Annotated in this window: 24 protein-coding genes and 1 tRNA gene; 13 read left to right on the forward strand and 12 right to left on the reverse strand. The window is 74.2% G+C overall.

What is annotated here, in order from left to right; genetic code table 11:
- Nucleotides 1-152: 152 nt before the first annotated feature.
- On the reverse strand, nt 153-1460 hold the full coding sequence (locus AB0958_RS03590; RefSeq protein WP_366888637.1) for an ATP-grasp domain-containing protein: 1308 nt from the start codon (nt 1458-1460) through the stop codon (nt 153-155).
- A gap of 123 nt (nt 1461-1583) precedes the next feature.
- On the opposite strand from AB0958_RS03590, the gene AB0958_RS03595 reads away from it, so the two are divergent.
- A complete protein-coding gene (locus tag AB0958_RS03595) occupies nt 1584-2951 on the forward strand; it encodes a glycosyl hydrolase (protein ID WP_366888638.1) in 1368 nt (455 codons plus the stop codon).
- Between the two features lie 14 nt (nt 2952-2965).
- Here AB0958_RS03595 and AB0958_RS03600 read toward each other — a convergent pair whose 3' ends face one another.
- Genes AB0958_RS03600 through AB0958_RS03640 form a run of 9 tightly spaced genes read right to left on the reverse strand, consistent with a single transcriptional unit; the run spans nt 2966 to nt 12469 of the window.
- On the reverse strand, nt 2966-4084 hold the full coding sequence (locus AB0958_RS03600) for a GNAT family N-acetyltransferase (RefSeq protein ID WP_366888639.1): 1119 nt from the start codon (nt 4082-4084) through the stop codon (nt 2966-2968).
- Nucleotides 4081-4722, reverse strand: coding sequence for a lipopolysaccharide biosynthesis protein (locus AB0958_RS03605; protein ID WP_358972470.1), 642 nt, complete (start codon nt 4720-4722; stop codon nt 4081-4083). The genes AB0958_RS03600 and AB0958_RS03605 overlap by 4 nt, the downstream gene beginning before the upstream one ends.
- Entirely contained in the window at nt 4719-5858 is a 1140-nt protein-coding gene (locus tag AB0958_RS03610) for a glycosyltransferase (RefSeq protein ID WP_366888640.1), read from the reverse strand. The genes AB0958_RS03605 and AB0958_RS03610 overlap by 4 nt, the downstream gene beginning before the upstream one ends.
- Nucleotides 5859-6548 (reverse strand): polysaccharide deacetylase family protein, encoded by a 690-nt coding sequence (locus AB0958_RS03615; protein ID WP_366888641.1) that lies wholly within the window; start codon nt 6546-6548, stop codon nt 5859-5861. It abuts the gene before it with no gap.
- Between the two features lie 49 nt (nt 6549-6597).
- Nucleotides 6598-8220, reverse strand: a complete 1623-nt coding sequence (locus tag AB0958_RS03620) for a lipid II flippase MurJ (RefSeq protein WP_366888704.1) — start codon at nt 8218-8220, stop codon at nt 6598-6600.
- Between the two features lie 17 nt (nt 8221-8237).
- Nucleotides 8238-9536 (reverse strand): O-antigen ligase family protein, encoded by a 1299-nt coding sequence (locus AB0958_RS03625; protein WP_366888642.1) that lies wholly within the window; start codon nt 9534-9536, stop codon nt 8238-8240.
- 2 nt (nt 9537-9538) lie between these two features.
- Entirely contained in the window at nt 9539-10960 is a 1422-nt protein-coding gene (locus AB0958_RS03630) for an exopolysaccharide biosynthesis polyprenyl glycosylphosphotransferase (RefSeq protein ID WP_366888643.1), read from the reverse strand.
- Nucleotides 10957-12105, reverse strand: a complete 1149-nt coding sequence (locus AB0958_RS03635; RefSeq protein ID WP_366888644.1) for a glycosyltransferase family 4 protein — start codon at nt 12103-12105, stop codon at nt 10957-10959. The genes AB0958_RS03630 and AB0958_RS03635 overlap by 4 nt, the downstream gene beginning before the upstream one ends.
- Before the next feature lie 55 nt (nt 12106-12160).
- Entirely contained in the window at nt 12161-12469 is a 309-nt protein-coding gene (locus tag AB0958_RS03640; RefSeq protein ID WP_366888645.1) for a hypothetical protein, read from the reverse strand.
- 356 nt (nt 12470-12825) lie between these two features.
- On the opposite strand from AB0958_RS03640, the gene AB0958_RS03645 reads away from it, so the two are divergent.
- The 7 genes from AB0958_RS03645 (at nt 12826) to AB0958_RS03675 (ending at nt 16935) form a co-directional block, all read left to right on the forward strand.
- Nucleotides 12826-13065 (forward strand): chaplin, encoded by a 240-nt coding sequence (locus AB0958_RS03645; RefSeq protein WP_358972491.1) that lies wholly within the window; start codon nt 12826-12828, stop codon nt 13063-13065.
- A gap of 207 nt (nt 13066-13272) precedes the next feature.
- Nucleotides 13273-13563: a hypothetical protein gene (locus AB0958_RS03650; protein WP_366888705.1), complete on the forward strand. Its 291-nt coding sequence runs from the start codon at nt 13273-13275 to the stop codon at nt 13561-13563.
- Nucleotides 13564-13705: 142 nt separating this feature from the next.
- A complete protein-coding gene (locus AB0958_RS03655) occupies nt 13706-14206 on the forward strand; it encodes a DUF5949 family protein (protein WP_366888646.1) in 501 nt (166 codons plus the stop codon).
- A complete protein-coding gene (locus AB0958_RS03660; protein ID WP_366888647.1) occupies nt 14206-14790 on the forward strand; it encodes a vitamin K epoxide reductase family protein in 585 nt (194 codons plus the stop codon). Before AB0958_RS03655 ends, AB0958_RS03660 begins: the two co-directional genes overlap by 1 nt.
- A 162-nt stretch (nt 14791-14952) precedes the next feature.
- Nucleotides 14953-15468 (forward strand): hypothetical protein, encoded by a 516-nt coding sequence (locus AB0958_RS03665; protein ID WP_366888648.1) that lies wholly within the window; start codon nt 14953-14955, stop codon nt 15466-15468.
- 122 nt (nt 15469-15590) lie between these two features.
- Nucleotides 15591-16085, forward strand: a complete 495-nt coding sequence (locus AB0958_RS03670) for a tyrosinase family oxidase copper chaperone (RefSeq protein WP_366888649.1) — start codon at nt 15591-15593, stop codon at nt 16083-16085.
- On the forward strand, nt 16069-16935 hold the full coding sequence (locus AB0958_RS03675) for a tyrosinase family protein (RefSeq protein ID WP_366888650.1): 867 nt from the start codon (nt 16069-16071) through the stop codon (nt 16933-16935). Before AB0958_RS03670 ends, AB0958_RS03675 begins: the two co-directional genes overlap by 17 nt.
- Nucleotides 16936-16998: 63 nt before the next feature.
- Here the strand turns inward: AB0958_RS03675 and AB0958_RS03680 are convergent, their stop codons facing one another.
- On the reverse strand, nt 16999-17283 hold the full coding sequence (locus AB0958_RS03680; protein WP_366888651.1) for a chaplin: 285 nt from the start codon (nt 17281-17283) through the stop codon (nt 16999-17001).
- A 317-nt stretch (nt 17284-17600) separates the two neighbouring features.
- On the opposite strand from AB0958_RS03680, the gene AB0958_RS03685 reads away from it, so the two are divergent.
- Nucleotides 17601-18290: a GAF and ANTAR domain-containing protein gene (locus AB0958_RS03685; RefSeq protein WP_366888652.1), complete on the forward strand. Its 690-nt coding sequence runs from the start codon at nt 17601-17603 to the stop codon at nt 18288-18290.
- Between the two features lie 152 nt (nt 18291-18442).
- On the opposite strand, the gene AB0958_RS03690 is transcribed toward AB0958_RS03685, so the two are convergent.
- Nucleotides 18443-18515 (reverse strand) — tRNA-Arg (locus tag AB0958_RS03690).
- Nucleotides 18516-18836: 321 nt separating this feature from the next.
- Here AB0958_RS03690 and AB0958_RS03695 point away from each other — a divergent pair.
- The 4 genes from AB0958_RS03695 to AB0958_RS03710 all read left to right on the forward strand — a co-directional run bounded on the left by AB0958_RS03695 (nt 18837) and on the right by AB0958_RS03710 (nt 25486).
- A complete protein-coding gene (locus AB0958_RS03695; protein WP_366888653.1) occupies nt 18837-20444 on the forward strand; it encodes a dynamin family protein in 1608 nt (535 codons plus the stop codon).
- A gap of 651 nt (nt 20445-21095) precedes the next feature.
- A complete protein-coding gene (locus AB0958_RS03700; protein WP_366888654.1) occupies nt 21096-23105 on the forward strand; it encodes a YfjP family GTPase in 2010 nt (669 codons plus the stop codon).
- Nucleotides 23106-23332: 227 nt separating this feature from the next.
- Entirely contained in the window at nt 23333-23776 is a 444-nt protein-coding gene (locus AB0958_RS03705; protein ID WP_358972586.1) for a single-stranded DNA-binding protein, read from the forward strand.
- Between the two features lie 330 nt (nt 23777-24106).
- Nucleotides 24107-25486, forward strand: a complete 1380-nt coding sequence (locus tag AB0958_RS03710; protein WP_366888655.1) for a Cys-Gln thioester bond-forming surface protein — start codon at nt 24107-24109, stop codon at nt 25484-25486.
- Nucleotides 25487-25508 lie beyond the last annotated feature (22 nt).

Below are 25508 nucleotides of genomic sequence, written 5' to 3' on the forward strand. Positions count from 1 at the left end.
GCCCCGCCGGGACGCCCCGGCCCGCGCAGTACACGTACAAGATGCCAACTCGCCCCGGTGGCCCACAGGTTGGACGCCCAGGATGCGCAGGGCCCGTCGGGCGCCGCACACCCGCAAGGCCGGACCCGCGCCCACCGAAGGACGGCCGTACCTCAGCGACTGCTCGCCTTCCCGTCACCGGACAGGCCGGAGAGGTCGGACAGCTCGGCCACGGCGGGCTCACCGGCCTGCCGGACCACCGGGGAGTGCGCGATCCCCAGCGGAGCGGCCGCCCCGTGGCGCAGCCGCTCCAGGAGCCGGCCGAGGAGCCGCTCCGTCACATGGCGGCCCCACAGCGCCCACATCGCCAGGGCCGGTCCCCGGTCGTCCGAGGCGCTCCAGGCCAGTTCCCGGCCGCCCGGCGCCGGGCGCAGGGCGCTCAGCGGCGCGTAGTTCTCCACCACGAACGCCCGCCCGGCCAGCGGTGCCCCGGCCGCCAGCGGACGGTGGGTCAGGTCCAGGTGCAGGGCGCGTACGACGTCCAGGCCCGCGCTGTCGGCGAAGAGCCGGAACTGGGCGCCCGGCCGGGGGTTGAAGTCGAGCAGGTGGTAGCGGCCGGTGCTGCCGCAGCGCCGGAAGTCCAGGTCGAAGATCCCCCGGAAGCCCAGCTCGCCGATGAGCCGCTCGGCCAGCGCCTGGACCTGCGCGTTGGGCGTCCACCGGCCCACCGCGGTCAGTCCGGCGTCGCGCGGCCAGGACCGCTGCTTGCGGCCGGGGCCGCCCGCGCGGACCGTCCCGGTGCGGTCGGCGTACCCGTGGAAGAACCAGTCGCGGTCCGGGCCGGGCGGCAGGAACTCCTGGAGCAGCAGCCTGCTGCCCGCCTCCTCGGCCCGCAGGAACAGCTCCCGTGCCTCCCGCGCCGAGCGCACCACGACCGTGCTGCGCAGGCCGGACCCGGCCGGTACCAGCCAGGGCCGGCTCCACTTGGCGACCACCGGCAGCCCCAGCCGCCAGGCGGCGGCCGCCGCCTGCTCGGCGCTGCCCGGGACCAGCGTCCCGGGGTGCGGGATCCCGGCCGCCGCGCACACCTCGGCCAACTCCGCCTTGTCGGCGACACGTTCGGGCAGCGCGCCGGGCTGCCGCGGCAGCAGGTAGTGCGGCGCGAGTTCCTCGCGGAACCGGCCCACCGCGATCGCGCTCGCGTCGTCCATCGGGATCAGCACCGCGGGACGGCCGATCCGCGCCGCCACCCGGCGCAGCACGGTCACGATCTCGGCCGCCGACGCGCCCGCCGCCGGCGGCGGATGCAGTTCCCGTACGAAACGGGAACTGCGGACCGGACTGCCGGCGGAGTCGGCGACCACATGGACGTCGACACCGGCTCTGCCGAGTGAGCGCACGGCTCCGAGAGTGCCGTGGTGAAAGGGATTCCGGTCGATCCGCAGCAGCACCGCGGGAACCCGTACGTCCAGCAGGGACACGGACCTCTTCTTTCGCGTCGGTTCACCCGTGCGGGCTCCCGGGGCACCCGAAAGCCGCAGCCGCACTGGCGGAATTCATATTGATATGACTGAGTGTCAGTACCGGTGGAGAAAGGAGCGGTAATGGCTCCACAGCGCAGAAAGCGGCCCAGGTTCCGGTCGTCCCGTGTGGCCGTGGTCGCGGCGGCGGTCGTCGCCTCGGCGACCCTGACGGCCGGTCTCGGATTCGCCGCGGGTCCGGGCGTGGTGCGGGTCGTCCCCCCGACACCGGCCGCCACGCCCGTCCCGGCCGCCACCCCCACGACGTCCGTCCCGCCGTCGGCGGCTCCTCTGCCGGTACCGGTCCGTCCCACGCCGTCCGGGTCCGGCCCCGTCCGGGTGACCCCGCCGGCCTTCGGTGCCTTCCTCGACTCCGGGCCCCTCGGAGTGGCCCGCATGGCACAGCTGAGCAGCTGGCTGGGGGGCACCGAGCTCAAGGTCGCGCACACCTACCTGCCCGGCGACCGCTGGTCCGACATCGAGGGCGCCCCGGGCTTCCTGGACGTCTGGGCGCACTGGCGGCGGGAGCGGGCCGACCGGATGCTCGTCCTCAACGTGCCCATGCAGGAGCGCAACGAGGACGGCATCGGGGACGGCGAGGTCCGCTCGCTGCTGCGGCAGGGTGCGGCCGGCGCGTTCGACCAGCACTTCCGGGCCCTGGCCGAACGGCTGGTGGAGCTGCGGGTGCCGGACACGGTCGTCGTGCTCGGCTGGGAGATGAACGGCATCACCTACACCCATCGTTGCGGGCCGGACCCGGAGGCCTGGAAGAGGTACTGGAACCGGATCGTCGCCACCATGCGCGCGGTACCGGGCCAGAAGTTCCGGTTCGACTTCACGCCGAGCCGGGGCCGGGACGCCGTTCCGTGGACGGAGTGCTATCCCGGCGACGGCACGGTCGACATCATCGGTATGGATTCGTACGACCAGCCGGCCGGGCTTTCCTTCGACGAACAGGTGCGGGAGCCCTACGGACTCCAGCAGCACGTGGATTTCGCGAAGGCCCACGGAAAACCCATCTCCTATCCGGAATGGGGCCTCTTCCGCAATGGTGACGACCCCGAGTACATGCGGCGGATGCTGGCCTGGCTGGACGAGCACAAGCCGCTGTACAACACGCTGACCGACTACTGCCCGCACGGTGTCTGGCAGTGCTCGGCCAACCCGCGCTCCTCGCGGATCTACCGCTCGGAACTGTTCGGCAGAACCGACACCCCGACGCAGAGCCCGACTCCGACGCAGAGCCCGACGCAGAGCGCGACGCAGACCCCGGCACCGAGCCCGGTTCCGACTCCCACGGCGGTCGTCACCGCGAGTGCGACTCCGAAGCCGGCCGTCCCGCCGGCGCCCGTGCCCACCACCACGCCCGCGCCCGACTGCACCCTCATGGACCTGGGCGACTGGGTCGAGTACTGGCTCGGCGGGGAGCTCTGCGTCGGTCTCGACTGGTGACCGACCGTGCGGCCCTAGTCCTGCCGGTGTTCCTTCCAACGACGCAGCACCTCCTTGACCCGCTGCCGGGCGGCGGCGTCGCACAGCGCCGCCGTCAGCAGCGGGGCGGTGCGCCGCCGGGCCAGCAGCAGCCGCTGGTTGACGACCGGCCGGGGGCGCCAGTGGTGCTTGTACGGTTCGTCGCCGCGCAGCAGGCTCAGCGCCCCCCGCTCGCTGGTGCCGGTGTGCTGGGTGCAGGCGTCCAGCAGCATCACGGCCACGTCCGCCTTGTGCTCCCGCAACCGCGGATGCGCCCCGTACAGGTAGCCGCCGGCCAGGCTGGGCGACAGCAGGGTCAGGTCGACGGCGACCACCTCGTCGGCCAGCCGGAACTCGGTGACCACCGCGTCCCCGGAGCGCACCATCGGCCCCACCGAGCGCACCAGGTGCTCCCGGAACCGGGGCTGGAGGTGCTCGGTGGTCACCTTCCGCCCCTGCCACTGGAGCCGGTGCAGTTCGAGCAGCCGGCCGAGCGCCGCGTCGACGCCCTCCGGCGGTACGGCGTCCCGGCACACCCCGAGCGAACCCAGCTTGCGCAGCTTGGCGCGCACCCGCTGGGCCTTGTTCGACGGCAGCCGGGTGACCAGCTCCTCCATCGACACCGCGGGCAGTTCCAGACAGAGCGAGTCGGGCACCTTCCGGCACGGTCCGCGCCAGCGGTCGTAGACCCGTTCCATCGCACCGCCCGGCCGCACCTCACGGAAGTCGATCAGCGCCGTCCGGGCCGCCCGGGCCAGCTCCTGGGTGAGGGCGCCGACCGCCCGGCCGTCGTCGGCGTCCGTGAGCAGCACGTCCGCGTAGTCCGAGATCCCCCCGCCCAGCGGCACCAGCGCGGGCAGCGGCCGGTGCACCAGCATCAGCGGGGCCACGCCGACGAGTTCACCGCCGTGCCGGACCAGGACCAGCCGGAGCCGGCCCGGGACGCCGTAGGAGCGCCACCAGGAGTGCAGCCAGGCGTGGCTCTGGAACGGGGTGGCCGTGCCGCACCGCTGGTAGAGGCGGTCCCAGGCGGGGGCGAGGGCGGCGAAGGCGGCCTCGTCGGTGACGAGTTCGGTGGTGTGCGCGGCGAGCGTCCGGTGGGCCGTCGTCGTCACAGCTGGCCGTGTACGTCGGCGGCGACGGCCGGACCGGGGACGGAGGCCTGCAACGCGGTCTCCTCCGGGCGGCGCCGGGGCCGCACCAGCAGGACCAGCCCGGCCAGCAGGCCGCCCGCGCTCGCGCCCACCAGAGCGGTCACTTTCGGCGACGCCGAGGTGGGCGCGGCCGGCTTCGAGGCGCGGGAGAACTGGAGGAGCTCGACGTGGGTGTCGGCCTTGGTGCCGTTGGCGTGCTGGGTGAGCGAGCGGGCCACCGCGTTGGCCATGTCGGCGGCCTGCAGGGCGTGCGGCGAGGTGGCGGAGACGGCGACCATCGGCGCGTCCGGCGAGGTCTCCGTCTGCACGCTCTGCCGCAGGGTGTTCACCGGCACCCCGGCCCACATCTGGGCGTCCGCGAGCACCGCGAGCTGGGTGGCGACCCGGCCGTAGGCCTGCGCGAAGCCCTGCGCGGTGGCAGTGTCGGACCCCTCGGTGGGGACGGCGATGACATAGCTGGTGGCCGTGTAGGTGGCCGGCTCGACCACGCCGTAGGCGCCGCCCAGCAGGCCGCCCGCGACGATCCCGGCCGCCAGCAGCGACCAGGGCGGCAGCTTGCGGGCGAAGGGGCGCGGTGCTCGGACGGGGTTCTCGGTCATGGCGTACTGACTCCCTGGGGTGTGGTGGCGAGTGCGGCCGCGTAGACGTCCATGAGCTGGGCGGCGCTGCGGGTGATGCAGTAGTGGCGGGCGGCCTCCGGCGCGGTGCGCGGACCGCGGCCGGCGGCTCGGGTGGCGGCGAGCGCCTCGGCGTAGGCACCGGCCCCGCCGCGGACCCGGCGGGCGCGCGGGGCGGTGGCGGGCGGCAGGTCCTCGACGGCCGGGCAGGAGCTGTAGAGCACCGGCAGCCCGGCGGCCAGTGCCTCGACGACCGCGAGCCCGAAGGCCTCCTCGGCCGACGGCGAGACCAGGACGTCCATGGCGGCGGTGAGCGCGGGCAGGTCGGGGTCCTCGGGGCTGCCGGAGACGTACGGCCGCTCACCGGCGAACAGCACCCGGCCGGCGACCCCGGTGGCCTCGGCGACCCGGCGCAGCGCGCGCTCCTCGGGCCCTGCGCCCACCAGCAGCAGCCAGTGGTCGCGCGGGAGCCGGGCGAGCGCCCGGACGGCGACGTCGAACCGCTTGCCGGGCGCGAGCCGTCCGACCCCGCCGACGACATAGGCGTCCTCGGGGAGCCCGAGCCGGGCCCGGGTGCGCTGCCGGACGGCCGGGTCGAAGCGGAAGCGCTCCAGGTCGATGCCGTTCGGGACGACCTCGATCCGCGGCCCCGGCACCCCCCACCTGCGCAGCCGCTCGGCGACGGTGGGGGTGACGGCGACCGTGGACCGGCCGAGCCGCTCGCCCGCGAGGTACAACGCCCGCACGCCGGTGGTCAGTTCACGTCCCTCCAGCTGTGAGTCGCCGAGCGAGTGCTCGGTGGCGACGACGGCCCGGACCCCCGCGAGCCGGGCGGCGATCCGCCCGTACAGGCAGGCCCGGTAGAGATGGGTGTGGACGAGGTCGTAGCGGCCCTGGCGGATGAGCCGGACCAGCCGGGGCAGCGCGGCCAGGTCCCGGTTCCCGGCCATCCCGAGATGGACCACCCGCACCCCGTCGGCGGCCAGCCCGTGCGCGACCGGCCCGGGGTTGGTGAGCGTGACCACGTCGCAGGGGACCGGCAGGTGGCGGAGCAACAGCCGCAGTTGCTGCTCCGCGCCGCCGACCCCGAGTCCCGTGATGACGTGCAGCGCTTTCATTCACACTCCTTCCACCGGACGGCGGCGCAGCCGGTGCAGCCGGTACTTCAGGAACAGGCGCAGCGCGTTGTCGTTCTGGCCGATGTGCAGGCGGGGCAGGGCGTGCACGCTGTTCAGGTCGCCGGGGTCGATGGCGCAGGCGTAGCCGTAACCGGCGTCCCGCACCGCGTCGACGGTGCGCCGGTCGACGGCGCCGTACGGGTAGCAGAAGCCCGCCACGGGCGCCTGGGTCAGGTCTTCCAGCAGGGCCCGGCTGCCGGCCACCTCGGCCTTGACCGTGTCGGCGTCCGCCCGCGTCAGGTCGACGTGGGTCAGCCCGTGCGAGCCGATCTCCACCCCGCCCGCCGCGGCCCGCCGGATTCCGTCGGCCGTGAGCAGCGGTCTGCGCCGGCCGAGGGGGTCCCAGGCGTTGTTGCCGCCGAGCCGGCCGGGCAGCACGAAGAGGGTGGCGCCGCAGCCCCAGCGGTCGAGCAGCGGCAGGGCGTGGTCCAGGAAGTCGGCGTACCCGTCGTCGAAGGTCAGCCCCACCAGCCGGCGCCCCGCGCCGCGCGCCCGGGCGGCGAGCAGTTCGCCGACCGACACCCCGCGCAGTCCCCGTCGGCGCACCCAGCTCAGCTGTCTCTCCAGCCGTTCGGGGGTGACGGTGATCCGGTACGGGTCGTCGGAGCGGTCGCCCACGGAGTGGTACATGGCGACCCAGGGGACCGGGCCGGTGCAGGGCACGGCCCTCTCTGCGGACTCAGTGGAACACGGCATGCGCGAGCCTTCGGGTGACGGTGCCGACGGAACGGAGTGCGGAGGCGAAGCCCTGTGCGTCCAGGGCCCAGCCGAGGAGGACGAAGACGACGGTCACGGTCGTGATCCCGGCGGCCAGACCGGTCAGCGGATCCGCCGGGCGCCCGGCGGCGAAGGTCCCGACGACCGTGGCGGTCACGGCGGCCCGCACCGGCCGGCTCAGCTCCGCGAGCACCCGCCGGGTGTGGATCGGGACGCTGCGCGGGCCGGTGCCGGCCAGCAGCAGCACGGCGGTGACGGTGATACCGGTGGCGTTGGCGGCGGCGATGCCGGTGACGCCGTACCGGCCGACCGTGAGGGCGCCGATCCAGGAGGTCACGGCGATCCCGGCGACCATCGCGCCGACCGGGTACCAGGTGGCGCGGCCCGCCGAGAAGTACGAGCGGACCAGCGCGCCGACCATGGTCTGCCCGAGCAGCCCGAGCGCGTAGACCCGCATCACCCCGGCGGTCGCGGCGGTGTCCTCGGCCGTGAACGCCCCCCGCTGGAACAGCAGGCGGATGAGTTGCGGCGCGCAGGCCACGACCACGGCGGTGCCGAGCAGCACGACGGCCGCGGCCACCGCGAGATCCCGCTCCACCCGCAGCCGGGCCCGCTCGGTGTCGCCCTCGGCCAGTGCCCGGGCCACCACCGGGAAGGTGACCGTGCACAGCATCAGCGACATCGTCATCGGGATCTGCGCGACCTTCTGTGCGTAGTTGAGGTACGAGATGGCCCCGGAGTCCAGGTGCGAGGCGAGGAACCGCTCGATCAGCACCTGCGACTGCCGGCACAGCGCGAAGAGCAGCACGGTGGCCATCAGCGTCACGTCCAGGGGCTGCGCCGCGGCGCCGGCGGCCGCACCGGACGCCCGGGACCCGTGTCGTAACTGCTTGACCAGGAAGGGGAGTTGTACGGCGGTCATCAGGACGCCGCCGGCCGCCACCCCGAACGCCGCCGACCGCACGCCCCAGTGGCCGCCGAGCGTGAACATCGCCGTGATGATGCCGGTGTTGTAGGCGACGTAGATGGCGGCCGGGGCGAGGAAGCGGCGGTGGGCGCGCAGGGCCGCGCTGCAGTACCCGGCCAGCCCGAAGGTCAGGACGCAGGTCGCCGTGAGCCGGGTGCAGCCGACGGCGAGCCCGGGGTCGCGCAGGCCCGGCGCGAGCACCCCGACGAACTGCGGGGCGCCTGCGATCAGCAGGGCGCCGACCCCGGCGAAGGCGAGGGCCAGCTTGGGCAGCGTCCCGGCGACCAGGGCCCGCACCGGGTCGCCGGGCGCCCCCTGCGCCCGCCGAGCCAGGGCCAGGCTGAAGGCGGGGACGAGCGCGAAGGCCAGCCCGTCCTCGATGAGCAGGGTGGCGGCGAACTCGGGCACCGTCCAGGCGACGAGGAACGCGTCGGTGTCCCGGCCGGCCCCGAAGAGCCGCGCCAGCGACTGGTCCCGGACCAGCCCGAGCACCGACCCGAGGATGGAGAGGACGGCGGTGCCGAAAGCGGCCTTGGCCAGGAAACCCCGGGAGGGCTGCGCCCCGTCGGGGGCGCGGGGCTGGGACACCTGCGGCTCCGCCGCACGGGTGCCCGGCATCCGGGAAGGCGTCACCGTCACCGTGTACGCTCCGCCCCCACCAACGCCCACCAGGCCACCGCCCCGAACACCACCGCCGTGAGCACCGTCGACGGCCCCCCGATGTCGGCGTACGCGAAGTCCACGAGCTGCCAGATCAGCAACCCGCACGCCACCAGCGCACAGTCGAGTCCCCTGCCGTCCCCGCGGACCCGCCACCACCCCCGCAACCCGCACACCAGCATCGCCAGCCAGCTGCCGCCGAGCGCCAGCAGCCCGAGCAGCCCCTGCTCGCTGAGCACCAGCAGGTACATGTTGTGCGGCGACAGCAGCGGCTGTTTCCGGTACGCGGCCCCCGCCCCCTCCGTGTCGCTCCCGGAGGACAGCGCCAGCGAGGCGTGCCCGTCCCGGTACGCCGGGAAGTTCTTCAACCCGACTCCGGTGACGGGGTGTTCACGCCACATCCCGGTGGCCGCCGCCCACAGCGTGTACCGGTCGACCACCGACTGGTCCGGCGCGTCCGTGACCTGCCCGATGCTGCTGAGCCGCTCCTGGAGCATCGCCGTACCCACCCCGAAGCCGCCGACCAGCACCACACCCGCGGCGACCGCGACCGCGGCCACCTTCAGCGCCTGCCGCAGTCCGGCCAGCGCCAGCTGGGCACCGCAGGTGAGCACCGTCGCGATCCAGGCGCCGCGGCTGAAGGACACGGCCAGCGGCACCAGCAGCCCGAGCGCGCAGGCGCCCGCGGCCACCCGCTGCCGTACCGGCGCCCGCCCCAGGGCCAGCCCCACCGCGCACACCAGGCCGAAGGCCACCACCGTGGCCATGCCCATCACGTCCTGCGGCCCGAAGGTGCCGACCGCGCGGATCTCCTCACCTTGGTACGACGCCCCGGTCCCGGTGACGTACTGGTGCACGCCGACCGCGCCCTGCCAGCCCGCGAGCCCCACGAACGACCAGGCCAGCAGCCGGAAGTCGGCCCGGTCCCGGACCAGCAGCAGCACGGCGGCCGGCACCAGCACGAACACCTGGAGATAGCGGCCCAGACCGGTCAGCCCCGCCCCCGGCGAGGCCGCGCCCGTCGCGGCCACCGCGAGCCCCACGACCGGCATGCCCAGCACCACGGCGGCGGTGGCGGACAGCGGGCGGCGCCGCTCGCGGACCACCCGCAGCGCGGCGTACAGCACGACCAGTGCGGACACCGCGTCCGCCGGTCCCGCGCCGCCCTCCGCGCCACCCGGGGCGAGCGGCAGCGCGAGGACCGCGAGCACGGCGACCGCGGCCAGGACCGGCGGCAGCCGCAGCGGCCTGGCCGGCGACAGTGCGAAACTCATCGTCAGCTCCCCGTCGAGCGCACGAGCGCGGCCGCGGTGCGCAGCAGGATGCAGACGTCCTGCCACAGCGACCAGTCGTCGATGTAGGCGTTGTCGAAGCGGGCGCGGTCCTCGATGGAGGTGTCGCCGCGCAGCCCGTGGATCTGGGCGAGTCCGGTGATCCCCGTCTGCATCCGGTGGCGGGCCGCGTAGCCCGGATAGGTCTGGCTGAACTGCCCTACGAAGTAAGGCCGTTCGGGGCGCGGGCCGACCAGGCTCATGTCGCCCCACAGCACGTTCCACAGCTGGAGCAGCTCGTCGAGCGAGGTCTGGCGCAGGAACCGGCAGAAGCGGCTCATGCGGACCTCGCCGGCGACGCTCCAGCGGGTCGCGGCCTCGTGCTCGTCGACCGGGCGGTGGGTGCGCAGCTTCAGCAGCGTGAAGGGACGGCCGCCCTTGCCGATGCGCTCCTGCCGGAAGACGACCCCCGGCCCGTCGGTGAGGCGCAGCACCGCGGCGCACACCAGGAGCAGCGGGCTGACCAGGACGAGCGCCGCCCCGGACACGGTGATGTCCAGGATCCGCTTGCCGACGCTGCCGCGCCGCCGCGACCCCATGTCCAGCCGGCGGCAGGAGAACCCGGCGAGCTGGTCGCGCATCTCGTACGCCGGTGAGTCGGCGTCGACCTCCCAGACCACGCAGCCCGACTCGGCGAGCGCCCGCAGCAGCGGGCCCTGTTCGGTGCGGACGGCGGGGTGGACGGTGAGGACGGCCCGGACCCCGTTCTGGATGAGGGCCCGCTCGACCTCCTGTCCGGTGGTGAGAACGGGCAGGCCCCCGGTGCCGTCGGGGTGCTCGGCGACCACGCCGACCGGGCGTACCCCGCAGTCCGGGTGGCGCAGCACGGCGGCGGCCACCCGCTGGGCGGTCGCGGCGGGACCGACGACCAGCGCGGCGCGCGGCCGGCGCAGCAGGGCGAGGCGGCGGCGCCGGTGGACCAGTCCGCGGCACGCGCCGGCCGCCGCCGTGTGCAGGGCGAAGCCCAGCAGCAGGGCGCGCGCGGACAGCGCGTGGTCCGGGTCCCAGGCGGCCAGGGCGGCGGCCAGGCCCAGCCAGACGACGGCGATCCGGCCGCAGACGGCCGGGAGTTCGTCCAAAACGCCCGCCGTCCGCCGGGGCGTGGGCGGGCGCAGCAGTATCGCCCCGGACATGAGCAGTCCGATCAGCACGGGCCGGCGTACGGCCGCGTCCAGGGCGAGCGCGCCGAGCAGGGCGGCGCACAGGTCGGCGGCCAGCAGTGGCGCCGGGGAGGCGTGCCGCGCGGGCGGGCGCCGCGGCGGGAACCGGAAGCCGCCGGCGGTGCGGGCCGGCAGCACGGAGACGGGTGAGAGTACGTGGTCCCGTGGCTGCGGGCCGGGGGAGGGGACGGTGCTTTCCGCGGTCACGAGTGGATGGACTCCCTGCGCTCAAAGGACACGGGCGGGCGCTCGCCGAGGAGTTCGCGGTACAGCTCCGCGACCGCCTCCGCCGTGCGCCGCACGTCGTGGGTGGACTGGACGTGCCGCCGCGCCCGGTCACCGAGCGACGCGCGCAGCTCCGGGTCGAGCAGCAGCCCGGCCACGGCTCCGGCCAGCGCGCCCGGCCGTCCCGGCGGGACGAGGCAGTGTGCGGCGTGTGTGGGCGGCAGGCTCTCCCGGGCGCCGTCGACGTCGGTGACCAGTACCGGCCGCCCGCAGGCCATCGCCTCCAGCGGGGCCAGCGCCATGCCCTCCCAGCGGGAGGGCAGCACCACCAGGTCGGCGGCCCGGTACCAGGGTCGGGCGTCCGCGACGGCGCCGGTGAACTCGACGGAAGCGGGGGCGAGTCGGCGCAGTGCGTCCCGGTCGGGGCCGTCGCCGACCAGCGCCAGCCGGGCCCCCGGCACCCGCCGCAGTACCTCGGGCCAGGCCCGCAGCAACAGGTCCTGCCCCTTCTGTCGGCACAGCCGACCGACGCAGACGACCAGGGGAGCCCCGGTGGACCGCTCGTCCGGGGTGGGGTGACCCGGGGTGAAGTGGGCGGTGTCGATGCCGTTCGGGACGACGGTGTAGCGGGCGCGGATTCCGGCGTGCACGCCGGTCGTGCGCTCCGCCTCGCTGACGCACACCACTCGGTGCGCCCAGCGTGCGCCCCACCGTTCCCACCTGAGCGCCAGCGCCGCGGTGGCGCCGCCGACCGCCTCGAAGGACCAGGCGTGCGGCTGGAACACGGTCGGGACGCGTCCGCGCACGGCCAGCCGGCCGGCGAGACCCGCCTTCGCGCTGTGCGCGTGCACCAGTTCGGGCCGTACCTCGTCGAGCAGGCGGGCGAGTCGTCGTACCTCGTCCGGGAGACCGGCGCCCGGGGAGCGGTCCGCGTACCACCCGCGCACCTCGGCGCCCAGGTCCCGCGCATGGGCCGCCAGTTCCCCGCCGGGGCAGGCCACCGTGACCCGCAGACCCGCCGTGAGCTGGGCCTTCACCAGGTCCAGGACGACTCGGGCCACCCCGCCCTCGACGGGTTGCGTCAGGTGCAGGACCCGTGGCCGAGGGTCGGTGGCTGATCGGTGCATACGGGGTTCCTCGCTCACGGGGGGCGCTCGGGACTGCGGGCGGGAACGCGCCGCACTACTGCACGTCCACGGCGGCGAGGAGCGCGCCCGCCCACGCCGCGTCGCGCTGGGAAACGAGCCTGAACGTCGGCTGGTCACCGCCCTGGGCGAGACCGGTGCCGAGATCGAACACATCCGGGACACGGCCGAGCGTCCGGGCGTACGCGGGCTCACGCGGGGCGCGTACCGGGCCGGGACCGTCGATCGTGGAGTCGAGTACGCCGTCCGCCGGATCGGCGGGGTCGCGCAACGCGGTGGGCGAGTGGTCGGCGGTGGTGAGGGTGAGCGAGTCGCCGGTGCCTTTCCGGCCGCCGTTGTAGGGCACCGCACCCGTCCCGCCGTCGGCGACACGCGGACCGGGTAGCCCGTTCGGCCGAACGTGCGGTACCGCCGCGCGGCACGGCCGCGGGCCCAGGGGATTGCGCATGACCGGCTTCGCTCTTTCCGGGAGAGGGGGACACGGCAAGAGTGCGATGTGCTGCCAATACGGGCGAGTCGGGCGGTTGGCAACTCTAGTCGCTATCCGTATTAATTCGCCAAAACCGGACAAGTGTGTCGGAGTGGTGAAGGCGCCTCCCGGGAGATCACTCCTTTGGCGGCACAACCCGGCGCGATGCCACGCGTTGACACAGCGCTGGGCATCCGCCCGAATGTTTGTTTCGACCCCAAGGAGACCTCTCCATGTCGCGTATCGCGAAGGGCCTGGTCCTGTCCACCGCCGCCGTGGCGGCCGTTGCCGGCGGTGCCGGTGTGGCTGCCGCCAACAGCGGTGCGAACGGTGCCGCCACCCACTCCCCGGGCGTGGTGTCCGGCAACGTCATCGAGGTTCCGGTCCACGTTCCGGTCAACGTCTGCGGCGACACCGTCGACGTGATCGGCCTGCTGAACCCCGCCTTCGGCGAGACCTGCCTCAACGACTGACGGCGGCAGTGCCGTCCGGCCGGCCGTCCGCCCGCGCATCCCGCGGGTGGACGGCCGGTCCGCTTTCCCCGCGTCGCCCTGCGGGCGCATGTCCGCCGGCATCTCCTCCGGGAGCGGGGTTTCCGGCTCGCCCGGACGTCGTTAGACACGGCGTCAGAATTCCCCCGGGCGGCTTGCGTTGCGAAAGCCGCCGAAGAAAGGAACATGATGAAGTCGCTGAAGGCCGTCGCCGTCGTCGCCGGTTCCGTGGCTCTCGCCGGCGTCGCCGCGCCCGCGTTCGCCTCCAACTCCGCCGATCTCACGCCCACCAGCCTCAACGGCGCCGTGAACACCCTTACCAAGGACGGCCTGGACCTGAACCAGGCGATGCCGCTGCGGCACCAGTCGAACGCGCTCAGCACGGAGAACAAGCGCTCCCCGCTCAACACGGTCAAGACCGCGACCGGCGCCCTCAACCAGCACAACCCGCTGCTGGGCGGTCTGCCGCTGCAGAGCTGAGACGCCCCGGGCCGGGACCGTCGATGGGCCGTTCGAGGGACACCGAGGGGTGTCCCTCGTTCGTGTGGCCCGGCCGGCCGGCGTCCGCCGGTCGGGTGAGCGGACACCCGGCCGCCGCACGGCCCGTCGATAGGGTCGCGCGGTGACCTCAACCCCAAGCGCAACCCGCCCCTTCCGCCCCGCCGACCTCGGCACGCTCTCCGTGCTGGCCTGGAGCGGCGAGGCCCCGGACGGCAGCGACATGCCCTACCTGCTGGCCTACTCCCTCGGTGACGCCGAGGGCGGTCCCGAGGCCACCGCGACCGCGGTCGGGGCGCTGCTGGAGAACAACGGGCTGCCGGTCGGCGGCGACCTCGTCGACGGCACCGACCGCCCCGGTCTGCCCGTCACCCTGCTCGTCGAGGCCGGCCACGCCGTCCTCAGCCTGGCCCCGCTCAACGCCCAGTGCCCCGCGCCCGAGGAGTGGCTCGCCGCCGTCGCCGAACGCGGCTACGCCTACCTGGTGTTCACCACCCGCCCCTGGCCCGCCGCCGAGCCCGGCAAGCCCGTCACCCCCGAGGCGCTGAAGGAGTTCGCGGGGGCCGGGGAGACCCTGACGGCCGCCGCCCACGTGGTGCTGCCCGCCCGCAGCCTGCGCGGCTGATGGCGAGAACCGCGGGCGCCGGCCGGGGCTTCGCGCTGCTGACGGTGGTCGCCGGCGCGGCCGGGCTGCTCGCCTCCTGGGCCATCACCCTCGACGAGTTCGCCCTGCTGAGGAACCCGCGCTTCGTGCCCGGGTGCAGCCTGAACCCGGTGGTGTCCTGCGGCAGCGTGATGAAGAGCCCGCAGGCCTCGGTGTTCGGGTTCCCCAACCCGATGCTGGGCCTGGTGGCCTACGCCGTCGTGATCTGCGTCGGCATGAGCCTGCTGGCCGGCGCCCGCTTCCCCGCCTGGTACTGGCTCACCTTCACCGCCGGCTGCGCCTTCGGCATCGGGTTCGTGTCCTGGCTCCAGTTCGAGTCGCTGTACCGGATCGACGCGCTGTGCCTGTGGTGCTGCCTGGCCTGGGTCGCCACCATCCTCCTGTTCTGGTACGTCACCTCCTTCGCCGTACGCCACCGGTTCCTGCCCGCGCCGCGCCGGCTGCGGGAATTCCTCGACGAGTTCACCTGGGTGCTCCCCCTCCTGCACATCGGCGTCGTCGGCATGCTGATCCTGACCCGCTGGTGGGATTTCTGGACGAGCTGAACAGCGGAATTCCGGAATCACCGAAGAGCGGAGCGGTGACCGGCCGACTTGGTGAACAGCCCACTAATGCTGCACCCGGGCGAATTGTGAGCTGATGCCGATGGTGGCTCGTTACCCGGTACGGACGTCGCTCCTCCCGCATCCGAAAGGCCCGTACCTGACATGAAGCCGACCACCCGAGGAACCCTTGCCGCCGTCGTCACGGGCGTCGCCGTAGCCGTGGGCGCCGGCGCCACGCCCGCCGCCGCGACCGGCACGGTCCCCGTCCCCGTGCCCCTGGACGGCGTCGAGAAGTCCCTCCACATGGAGATGCCCACGCTCGGCATGGAGCTGCCGCTGCTGATCCCCGGCGTTCCCGAGACGCCGCGCTACGTCGAGGGCCGGCTCATCCCGGAGCACGCGCTGCCGCAGGTGCCGATGAACGGCGTGCTGCCGGGCGTCGACCTCAGGGTGCCGCTCCCGCACGCCCTCGGTCCCGGCTTCGACCACGTCGGCGTCGACCTCCCCGCCTCCGACCTGCGCACCCTCACCCCCGGCCTGGCCCTGGACGCCCCCCTCACCGCGCCCGACCCGCAGCACTACGGCATGCCGCAGCTCAAGACGCCCGAGATCGGCGTGCTCGGCCCGGTCCTCCAGACGGTCGTCGGCGGTGACCTGGGCGCCGGCCCCGGCAGGTGACCGCCGCCGTACGAGCGCTTTCGGCCGTTCCGTGGGCCGGATGGCGGCGCGGTGGTGACCGGGCGGCCCCTCGGACGGTTACCGGTACCGACACAGGTCGGTGAACCGGACGAGGAGTGAGCATGGTCGTCGGAGTCGGTGGTGTGGCGGTGGGCGCGGAGCCGGGAGCCGGGCGGCCGGGCAGAGCCGCGGCGGGCAGACCGACACGGCGCGAGCTGACCCGGGGACTGTTCGCCTCCGCGGCCGCCCTGGCCCTCGCCCCGGTCGTCGCCGCCTCCCGCCCGGCGCTCCCGGCGGGCGGCCCCGCGGGCACCTCCTTCGACGAGACCTACCGCGGCCGCCGTATCCGGGGCGCCCTGGTGCCGGCGGCCGGACGGGCCGGCGGCGACGGCGAGTGGCAGGTCACCGTGGACGGCCGCCCGCTGCACCTGATGCGGCGGGCCGACGGCAGCTGGCTCAGCATGGTCGACCACTACAGCTCGTACCCCACCCCGCTGGCGGCGACCCGGGCGGCCGTCGACGAGATGGGCCCGGGGCAGCGGCTGCGCGACCTGGCGCCGGGCCCGATGGGCGGGGGACACATGCACACGGGGGCGGCGCGTGGCGTACGTGCGTAAGGACGTCAGCAGGCTGACAGCGGCCGAGCGCAAGCGGCTCGTGCAGGCGTTCCTGGAGGTCAAGCGGCGGGGCGAGTACGACGACTTCGTGCGGACGCACATCGAGTACTACACCCCCGACGGCGAGGACGGACTGCGCGCCGCCCACATGACGCCCTCCTTCCTGCCCTGGCACCGCCGCTTCCTGCTCGATCTGGAGCGTGCCCTGCGCCGGGTGGACCAGTCGGTGACGGTGCCGTACTGGGACTGGACGAGGGACCGTTCGGCGTCCGGGATGCCGTGGACGAAGGACCTGCTCGGCGGGACCGGCCGGGCCCGCGACCAGCAGGTGATGACCGGTCCCTTCGCCTACGCGGCGGGCCACTGGACCATCAGGGAGGGCGTCACCGACGGCGAGTTCCTCACCCGGGACCTGGGCCGTGCCCGCGACCCGTTCGACCTGCCCACCAGGGCCGAACTCGACCGGGCGCTGGCGGACCCCGCCTACGACGTCGCGCCGTGGGACTCGACGGCCACCCGGGGCTTCCGCAACAGGCTGGAGGGCTGGGGCACCGGCAGCGGCAAGGCGTCCTGGCACAACCACAACCGGGTGCACCGCTGGGTCGGCGGTGCGATGGCCGGCGGGGCCTCCGTCAACGACCCCGTCTTCTGGTTCCACCACGCCTTCGTCGACCTCCAGTGGGAGCGCTGGAAGGCCCGGCACCGCGGGCAGCGCTACCTTCCGGCCAAGCCGCCGGGCCCCGGCGACCCGCAGCACGGCCGGATCGTCGCCCGCACCGAGAAACTGCCCCCGTGGGACGTCACCCCCGAATCCCTGGAGGACATGAGCCGGATCTACCGGTACGCGTGAGGCGTCCCGGGGACGGGAAGAGCCCCGGCACGCCGGGCGCCGGGGCTCCTCGTGGGCGGTGGCTCAGGAGCCGTAGCCGCCGTTCTTGCCGTCGCCGCTCTTGAGGTGGCCTTCGTTCGTGCAGTGGTCGCCGAACGCCGGGTTCAGCAGACCGATCACGTCGACCGTGTCGCCGCACAGGTTCACCGGGATGTTGACCGGGACCTCGACGACGTTCCCGGACAGCACGCCGGGCGAGGCGACGGCCTCGCCGTTGGCGCCCGCGTCGGCCAGGGCCAGGCCGGCTCCACCGATCACCACGGCGCCGGTGCCGAGGGCTACGACGGCGGCCTTCGCGATGCGAGACATCACGTTCTCCTTCTGGTTGCCTTGTTGCTCGGGGCGTGCGGCGGCAGGACGAGCCGCCGCACTCCCCGTTCAACGCCGCCACCTGTGGCTGGTCACGCCGATCACCGGACGATCACCCCAAGGGCCGGGGGTCGGGCGCCGCCGCCGTACCCGGGGGACCCGGGCGGACCCGGCGGACCGGGCGGACCGGGCGGTCGCGCACTGTGCGGCCGCCGTGGGCCGTGCGGCCCGCAAAGGCGCCCCGGGCGCTTCGTACCCCCGGGCCCCGGCCGCCGCCGTGCCATGCTGGGCGCGACTACCCGGAGGTGGCACAGGCGATGGACTGGGCTCGGTTCGCGCAGCAGCTGGCGGCGATGGCACGGGACCTGCTGGCGCAGGAGTCGGTCGACGCCACCCTGGCGAGGATCACCGCCTCGGCCACGGAGCTCGTGGAGGGCTGCGACGCGGCCGGCATCCTGGTGCTGCACGGCACCAAGGTGCAGTCGCTCGCCCCCACGGAGCAGCTGGTCGTCGACAGCGACCGGTTGCAGGAGCGGCTGGGTGAGGGGCCCTGCTTCGACGCGGCCCGCGCCAAGGACGGGGAGCGGGTCTTCCGCATCCCGGACTTCAACGAGGAGCAGCCGCGCTGGCCCGCCTACGGTCCCGCGGCCCACCGGCTCGGCGTCGGCAGCATGATGGGTTTCCTGCTGTACACCGAGGACGAGGAACTCGGCGCGCTGAACGTCTACTCCCGCAGGCCGGGCGCCTTCACCGAGGCAGGCGAGCTGGCCGGCTGGCTGCTGGCCTCCCACGCCGCGGTCGCCTTCTCCAGCGCGCGTACCCATGCCCAGCTGGAGCGGGCCGTCGCCACCCGCCACCTGATCGGCGAGGCCATGGGCATCCTCATGGGCAGCCACCAGCTCACCGAGGAGCAGGCGTTCGCCGTGCTGCGCCGCTACTCGCAGGAGAACAACATCAAACTCCGCGAGGTCGCCCGCCGGGTCTGCGAACAGGGCAGCCTCGGCTGACCTGTCCGGGAACGCGGTGAGGGCTGGGCAGGGGGCCGAGGGGCTGACGCCGGCTGCGGTGGCGGACGGCGTCGACAACCAGCCCTTTTGACGGGGGCCGGCGACGGACGCGCCATGACCGGCGCGACCCCGCCCGCATGGAACCTGACCTGCGCCCCCGGCAGGACTCGAACCTGCGGCCAAGCGCTTAGAAGGCGCCTGCTCTATCCACTGAGCTACGGGGGCCGGCTGTGCTGGCCTCGTACGTACTGCCCTGGTGCGGGCCGGTCCGTGACGTTGCCGGGGACAAGGGTAGAACTCCCCGTTCCTCGTCCCTGTCGCTTCGCCTCCGTGGCTCAATGTGGAGGTTCGGTGAAGCGGTCCTGATAATCGCAGGCAGGTACGAATCGTGCATCGCTTTTGGCGCCCGACGCACCGGGTGTTGTGCACTCGTTATGCCTGGACTATGCCTCTGTCCCAGTCGCCCCTTCCGTCCGTTGTGTTCTATCGGCGCGCAGACATGTCTATATGCTTCAGAATTCCCCTAAAATTGGGCATTCTTCGCATGTGGTGACCTTGGACGTACGGCCTCAGCTGCTCGACACACTTTCCGCCCTGCGCGACCGTGTCGCGGCCGCACGCTTCCCGCTGCCCCTGGCGGGGGCCGCACGCGCGCGCGCCAACCGCGACGAACTCCTCGCCCAACTCGACGACTATCTGGTGCCCCGCCTCAAAGAACCCGAAGCGCCGGTGCTGGCCGTCGTGGGCGGCTCCACCGGCGCCGGCAAGTCGACCCTCGTCAACTCCCTTGTGGGGCGCCGGGTCAGCGAGGCGGGCGTGCTGCGACCGACCACCCGCACACCGGTGCTGGTCTGCCATCCGGAGGACCACCACTGGTTCAGCGGGATGCGCGTGCTGCCCGACCTCACCCGGGTGTGGGAACCGCACCGGGAACCCGGTGACGAACCCATCCTGCCCGCCGAGGACCCCGGGCACGTCCTGCGCATCGAGACCGCCGACAGCCTCCCGCGCGGCCTCGCCCTCCTCGACGCCCCCGACATCGACTCCCTGGTCGTCGGCAACCGCGTCCTCGCCGCGGAACTCATGTGCGCCGCCGACGTCTGGGTGATGGTGACCAGCGCCGCCCGTTACGCCGACGCCGTCCCCTGGCACCTGCTGCGCACCGCCAAGGAGTACGACGTCACCCTGGTGACCGTCCTCGACCGGGTGCCCCACCAGGTCGTCTCCGAGGTCTCCCGGCAGTACGGCGCGCTGCTCACCAAGGCCGGGCTCGGCGACGTACCCCGGTTCACGGTGCCCGAACTGCCCGAGTCGGCCTGGGGCGGCGGGCTGCTCCCCGGCACCGCCGTCGCCCCGCTGCGCACGTGGCTCGTGCACCAGGCGCAGGACCCCGGCGCCCGCCGGCAGACCCTGGCCCGCACCGCCCACGGGGTCCTCGACTCCCTCAAGGCCCGGATGCCCGAACTGGCCGGTGCCGCCGCCGCCCAGTACGCCGCCGCGCTCCGCCTGACCTCCGCCGTCGACGCGGCGTACGACAGTGAGCACGCGCGCGTGCGGGGCCGGTTGCAGAGCGGTGCCGTCCTGGCCGGCGACGCCCTCAAGCGCTGGCGCGCCTTCCCCCTCGACTGCACCCCCGGCGAACTGCTGGACGCCCTGGTGGAGAGCCTCGCCGCGCTGCTGCTGTGCTCCGTGACGGCGGCCGACGAGCGTATCGACGACGCCTGGCGCCGGGAACCCGCCTCCGCCGCCGCGGGGCTCTCCGACCGGGACCCGTCCCTGGAGAGCGCCGAGCACCGCATCGGACTCGCGGTCCGGCGCTGGCGGCGCGAGCTGGAGGAGTACGCCGAGGACGAGGTGCGGGAACTCGACCGCAGCGTCGCCCCCGACCCCGAGACCGTCGCCGCCCTGGTCGCCACCGCACTGCTCGGCGGGCGCCGCACCCGGGCGGCGGGGGAGCGGCTCGGTGAACGGATCGGCGCGCACGGAGCGCTGCGGCTGCGCGACCGCGGGGGACGGCTGCTCACCGAGCACGTGGACCGCGTGATGCTCACCGAACGCGAGCGCCGCCTCGCCCCGCTCGACGCCCTCGACATCCATCCCGAACCCCAGGCCGAACTCATCGCCGCCCTGTCCGTCCTCCAGAAGGAGAGGTGACCGGTGACCGCCGTCACTGACCACGACCACAGGGATCACCTGAAACGCATGGATCACACCAGTGATTACCCCAGCGACTTCGAACCCGCCCTGACCACCCCGGACCACCCGGCCCCGGACCCCGCACCGGAAGCACCCGGGGACCAGGGACGGGATTCCGCCCAGGACCAGGGACGGGATTGCGCCCGGGACGAGGGACGCGATTCCGCCCGGGACCAGAGGGGGGATTCCGTCCGGGACCAGAGGGGGGATTCTGTCGGGGACCAGGACAGAGGTTCCGCCCGGGACCAGGTCAGGGACTCGGTCCGGGGCCAGGGGCGGGACTCCGCCCTTGACCGGCGCAGCGCTTCCGCCCCCGATCAGGGAGAGGGCCCCGCCGGACGGGACTCCGCCGGACGGGACTCCGCCGGACGGGACTCCGCCGGACGGGACTCTGTCCGGGAGCAGGGAAGGGGCCCTCTCCGGGAACAGGCCGGAGAATCCCGCCGGGACCAGGCCCCCGACTCCCGCCGGGACCACGTTCCGGGTCCGGTCCGGGGTCAGAGCAGGGATTCCCTCAGGGAGCGTGCCCAGGATCCCGTCAGGGACCAGGTCAGGGAACCCGCTTCGGACCCGGCGCGGAACTCGGCGCGGGGCCCCTCCCAGGACTCCGTGCGGGGCCCCGCACCGGACGCCTCACCGATCGAGCCGCACGGGCGGGACGGGCGGGACGGGCGGGACGGCGGAGCCGAGGATTCCGCGGACGCGAACACGCACGCGAACGCCCACACCAACGCGCACACGCATGCGGACGCCGACGAGGACGCGGACCTCGCCGACCTGGTGGAGGTGACCGTCGAGGCGGAGAAGGTGCCGCACGCGCGCGTACGGGACCAACGCGTCCGAGACCAACGAGAGCGCACCGGCGACGCCCAGAACGCCGACGGCACCCCGGCCCCGGCCGAATCCCCCGGCGCGGCCGACGACGTCTGGGACGACGGCCTCATCGCCCGCCGCAGCACCGAGGCCACCGCCAAACCGGCCGTCCCCGTCCTGGAGACCAGGGGCCCGGGCGCCCCCACCCCCGTCCCCCTGGCGTACGAGGGCCCACTGCGTTCCCGCCTCGACGCCCTGCGTGAACTCGTCGGCCTCTCCCGCACCCGCCTCGACAGCCACACCCTCGCCGAGGCCGGCCGGGTCCTGGACGAGGCGGCCGCCCGGCGCAAACTCTCCGGCCAGCACACCGTCGTCGCCATCGCCGGCGCCACCGGCAGCGGCAAGTCCCAGCTCTTCAACGCGCTCGCCGGCGTGGCCATCTCGGAGACCGGCGTACGCCGGCCGACCACCGCCGCTCCCATCGCGTGCAGTTGGAGCGACGGCAGCGCGGCCCTCATCGACCGGCTCGGCATCCCGGGCCGGCTGCGCCGCCGCCCCGTGCACAACCCGGAGGCGGACGCCCAGCTCCGCGGACTGATCCTGGTCGACCTGCCCGACCACGACTCGGCCGCCGTCCAGCACCGCGAACAGGTCGACCGGATCCTGAAACTGGTCGACGCGGTGATCTGGGTCGTCGACCCCGAGAAGTACGCCGACGCCGTCCTCCACGAGCGCTATCTGCGGCCCATGGCCGGCCACGCGGAGGTCATGTTCGTCGTCCTCAACCAGACCGACCGGCTCCCCGGCGAGGCCACCCACCAGGTCCTGGACGATCTGCGCAGGCTGCTCGACGAGGACGGTGTGGCGCTCGGCGAGTACGGCGACCCGGGTGCCACCGTGCTCGCCCTGTCCGCGCTCACCGGCGACGGCGTCGGCGAACTGCGCGAGGCACTGGGCCAGTTCGTGTCCGAGCGGGGCGCGGCGGCCCGGCGGGTCGCGGCCGACGTGGACGCCGCCGCGGCCCGGCTGCGGCCCGTCTACGCCACCGGGCGGCGCCCCGGGCTCACGGAAGAGGCGCGCGACGAGTTCGCCGCGCGGCTCGCGGACGCGGTGGGCGCCACCGCCGCGGGCGACGCCGCCGAGCGGGCCTGGCGGCGCAACGCCAACCGCGCCTGCGGCACCCCCTGGCTGCGGCTGTGGCGCTGGCACCAGGGGCGCGGCGGACCCCCCACGGGGCGCCTGCAACCGGCGCCGCCGGAGGAGGAGGCCACCGCGCGGCAGCGGGTCGAGCACGCGGTGCGCACGGTCTCCGAGCAGGCCTCGGCCGGGCTGCCGACGCCCTGGGCGCAGGCGGTGCGGGAGGCGGCCCTGCGCGGCTCGCAGGGCCTGCCGGAGGCGCTCGACGAACTCGCGGCACGGGCGGGACTGCCGCCGGGGCGGCCCCCGCGCCCCGGCTGGTGGCCGGTGGCGGTGCTCGCGCAGGCCGCGATGACGCTCCTCCAGGTGGTCGGCGGGCTGTGGCTGGTGGGGCAGATCGCCGGCTTGACGGCGCCCAATCTGGGCGTTCCGGTGCTGCTGATGGTCGCCGGGATCGTCGGCGGACCACTGGTCGAGTGGGGTTGCCGGATGGCGGCACGGGGACCGGCCCGGCGGTACGGCCTGGAGGCGGAGCGCCGGTTGCGGGAGGCGGCGGCCGGCTGCGGACGGGCCCGGGTGCTGGATCCGGTGGCGGCGGAGCTGCTGCGGTACCAGGAGGTGCGCGAGCAGTACGCGAGGGTCACGCGGACCGGCGCCGGAGTGGGGTGAGACTGTCCCGGAGGACGTGGATCACCCGTCCGGGTCGTGGAGTTGTCCACAGCCCGGACGGCCGTCCACAGCTCCCCACGGGCCCGGCCCGGCGGCGGCACTCTGGTCCCGCGGCGATCACGACGGGCGAGGTCCCGACCCGGTCGCCGCGGTGGACACAGCCGTACGGGACGGGCCCGTACGGGCATCCGCCCGGCCACGGCGGCCGGACGAGGGAGGGGTTCGTGATGAACGAGACGATGGTCTGCGCGGTGGGCAACGTGGCGACGCGGCCGGTGTACCGGGAGCTGGCGGCGGGACCGTCGGCACGGTTCCGGCTGGCGGTGACCGCGCGCTACTGGGACCGCGAGAAGAGCACCTGGACGGACGGCCACACCAACTTCTTCACGGTGTGGGCCAACCGCCAGCTCGCCACCAACGCGGCGACCTCGCTGTCCGTGGGCGACCCGGTCGTCGTACAGGGACGGCTGAAGGTGCGCACCGAGACCCGGGAGGGCCAGCAGTGGACCTCCGCCGACATCGACGCCGTGGCGATCGGCCACGACCTCGCGCGCGGTACGACGGCCTTCCGCAGGCCCGCCAAGCCGGACACGGCGGCCCCCGCCCCGCCGAGCCCGGAACCGGAGTGGGAGACACCGGCGGAATCCCCGGAACCGGTACCGGCGATGTGAATCCGCCACCTCCGAGCGCTACTTGACGGCTTGTCGGCGAATACGCTCCGAAATGCCCACCAGCACGACCGGATGGATTTGTCGACAAGCCCGGCCCGTTCGCGCTTCCGCGATAACGATTGCGGCTCGGATCGCTCATCCGACCATCTCACCGCGAAAGGCGGGTCCGGCTGATCCATAGGATGCCGGGCAAGGCCCCTGGGGCCGCTGATTCTGCTGGTGGGACCACCCCCCGCGTCCAACGGGTCCTGCTCGAAGGGGAATTCTGTGCTCGCTGCGTTCTCTGGTCCCTCGGCGCCCCGCGCGTCCGCCAGGCACTCCGGCACGACCGTGTCCACGAGAGGCGTGGGCCGCCTCGCCGCCGTGACGCTGGCGTCCGGTCTGGTGGCCGCCGCGGTGCTGACCGGCGCCGGCCGGGCGGCGGCCGACGACGGGACCACGCAGAGCCAGAGCGGCGCGTCCGCCACCATGAACGGCCTGAAGACCTACGGCGAGGCCGTGGTGCACGGCGACGGCGGCGACGAGCAGGTGGCCGCGGGCCTGTTCGAGATGTCCGTGGACGGCGGCGGCACGCTCCAGACGTACTGCGTCGACCTGCACAACCCCACCCAGCGGGACGCCAAGTACCACGAGACGCCCTGGAGCGGCACCTCGCTGGGAGCCAACAGGAACGCGGGCAAGATCCGCTGGATCCTGCAGAACTCCTACCCGCAGGTCAACGACCTCGCCGCGCTCGCCCGCAAGGCCGGGGTCGGCAGCCTCACCGAGCAGGACGCGGCAGCCGGCACCCAGGTGGCGATCTGGCGCTACTCGGACGGTGCGGACGTCGACGCCGTCGACCCTCAGGCCGAGAAGCTCGCCGACTACCTGGAGAAGAGCGCCGGCGGTCAGAACGAGCCGCAGGCCTCCCTCACCCTGTCCCCGCCCGCCGTCTCCGGCCGCCCGGGCGCCCTGCTCGGCCCGGTGACGGTCCGCACCAACGCGCGCACCGTCGCCGTGCTCCCGCCGGCCGACGCCGCGCTCAGCGGTGTCCGGATCACCGACAGGACGGGCAGGCCCGTCACCACCGCCCAGAACGGCACCGAGCTCTACTTCAAGGTCCCCGACGACGCCCAGGACGGCTCCGCCGAGCTGACCCTCCAGGCGTCCACCACCGTCCCGGTCGGCCGCGCCCTCGCCTCCGACGGCCGCAGCCAGACCCAGATCCTGGCCGGCTCCAGCGAGTCCACGGTCGCCGCGACCGCCAACGCGACCTGGGCGGACCAGGGCGCCGTCCTGGCACTGTCGGCGGACAAGGACTGCGCCAGACGAGGCCTGGACGTCACCGCGGCCAACACCGGGGACGAGCCGTTCACCTTCGAGCTGATGAACACCGAGTACTCGATCTCCGCCGACACCAGGCGCACGGTGACCGTCCCGCTCCAGGAGGACCAGCCCTACGACTTCACGATCACCGGCCCGCACGACCTCGAACGCCGCTTCACCGGGGTCTTCGACTGCAAGACCCAGAGCACCGACGCCGATCTCACCACCCAGACCCTCAGCGAACCCAGCCCCGCCTCGGTGGGCGGCACCACGACCGCCAACCTGGCCGCCACCGGCGGCGACTCCGCCACCGGCGTGATCACCGGCGTGGCCATCGGCCTTGTGGTCATCGGCGGCGCGGTCCTGGTGATCCTCCGCCAACGCGAATCCGAACAGACCGACTGACTGCCGTCCCGGCCCCGGGCAC

Source organism: Streptomyces sp. NPDC006655, assembly GCF_040703965.1.
Taxonomy (GTDB): Bacteria; Actinomycetota; Actinomycetes; order Streptomycetales; family Streptomycetaceae; genus Streptomyces.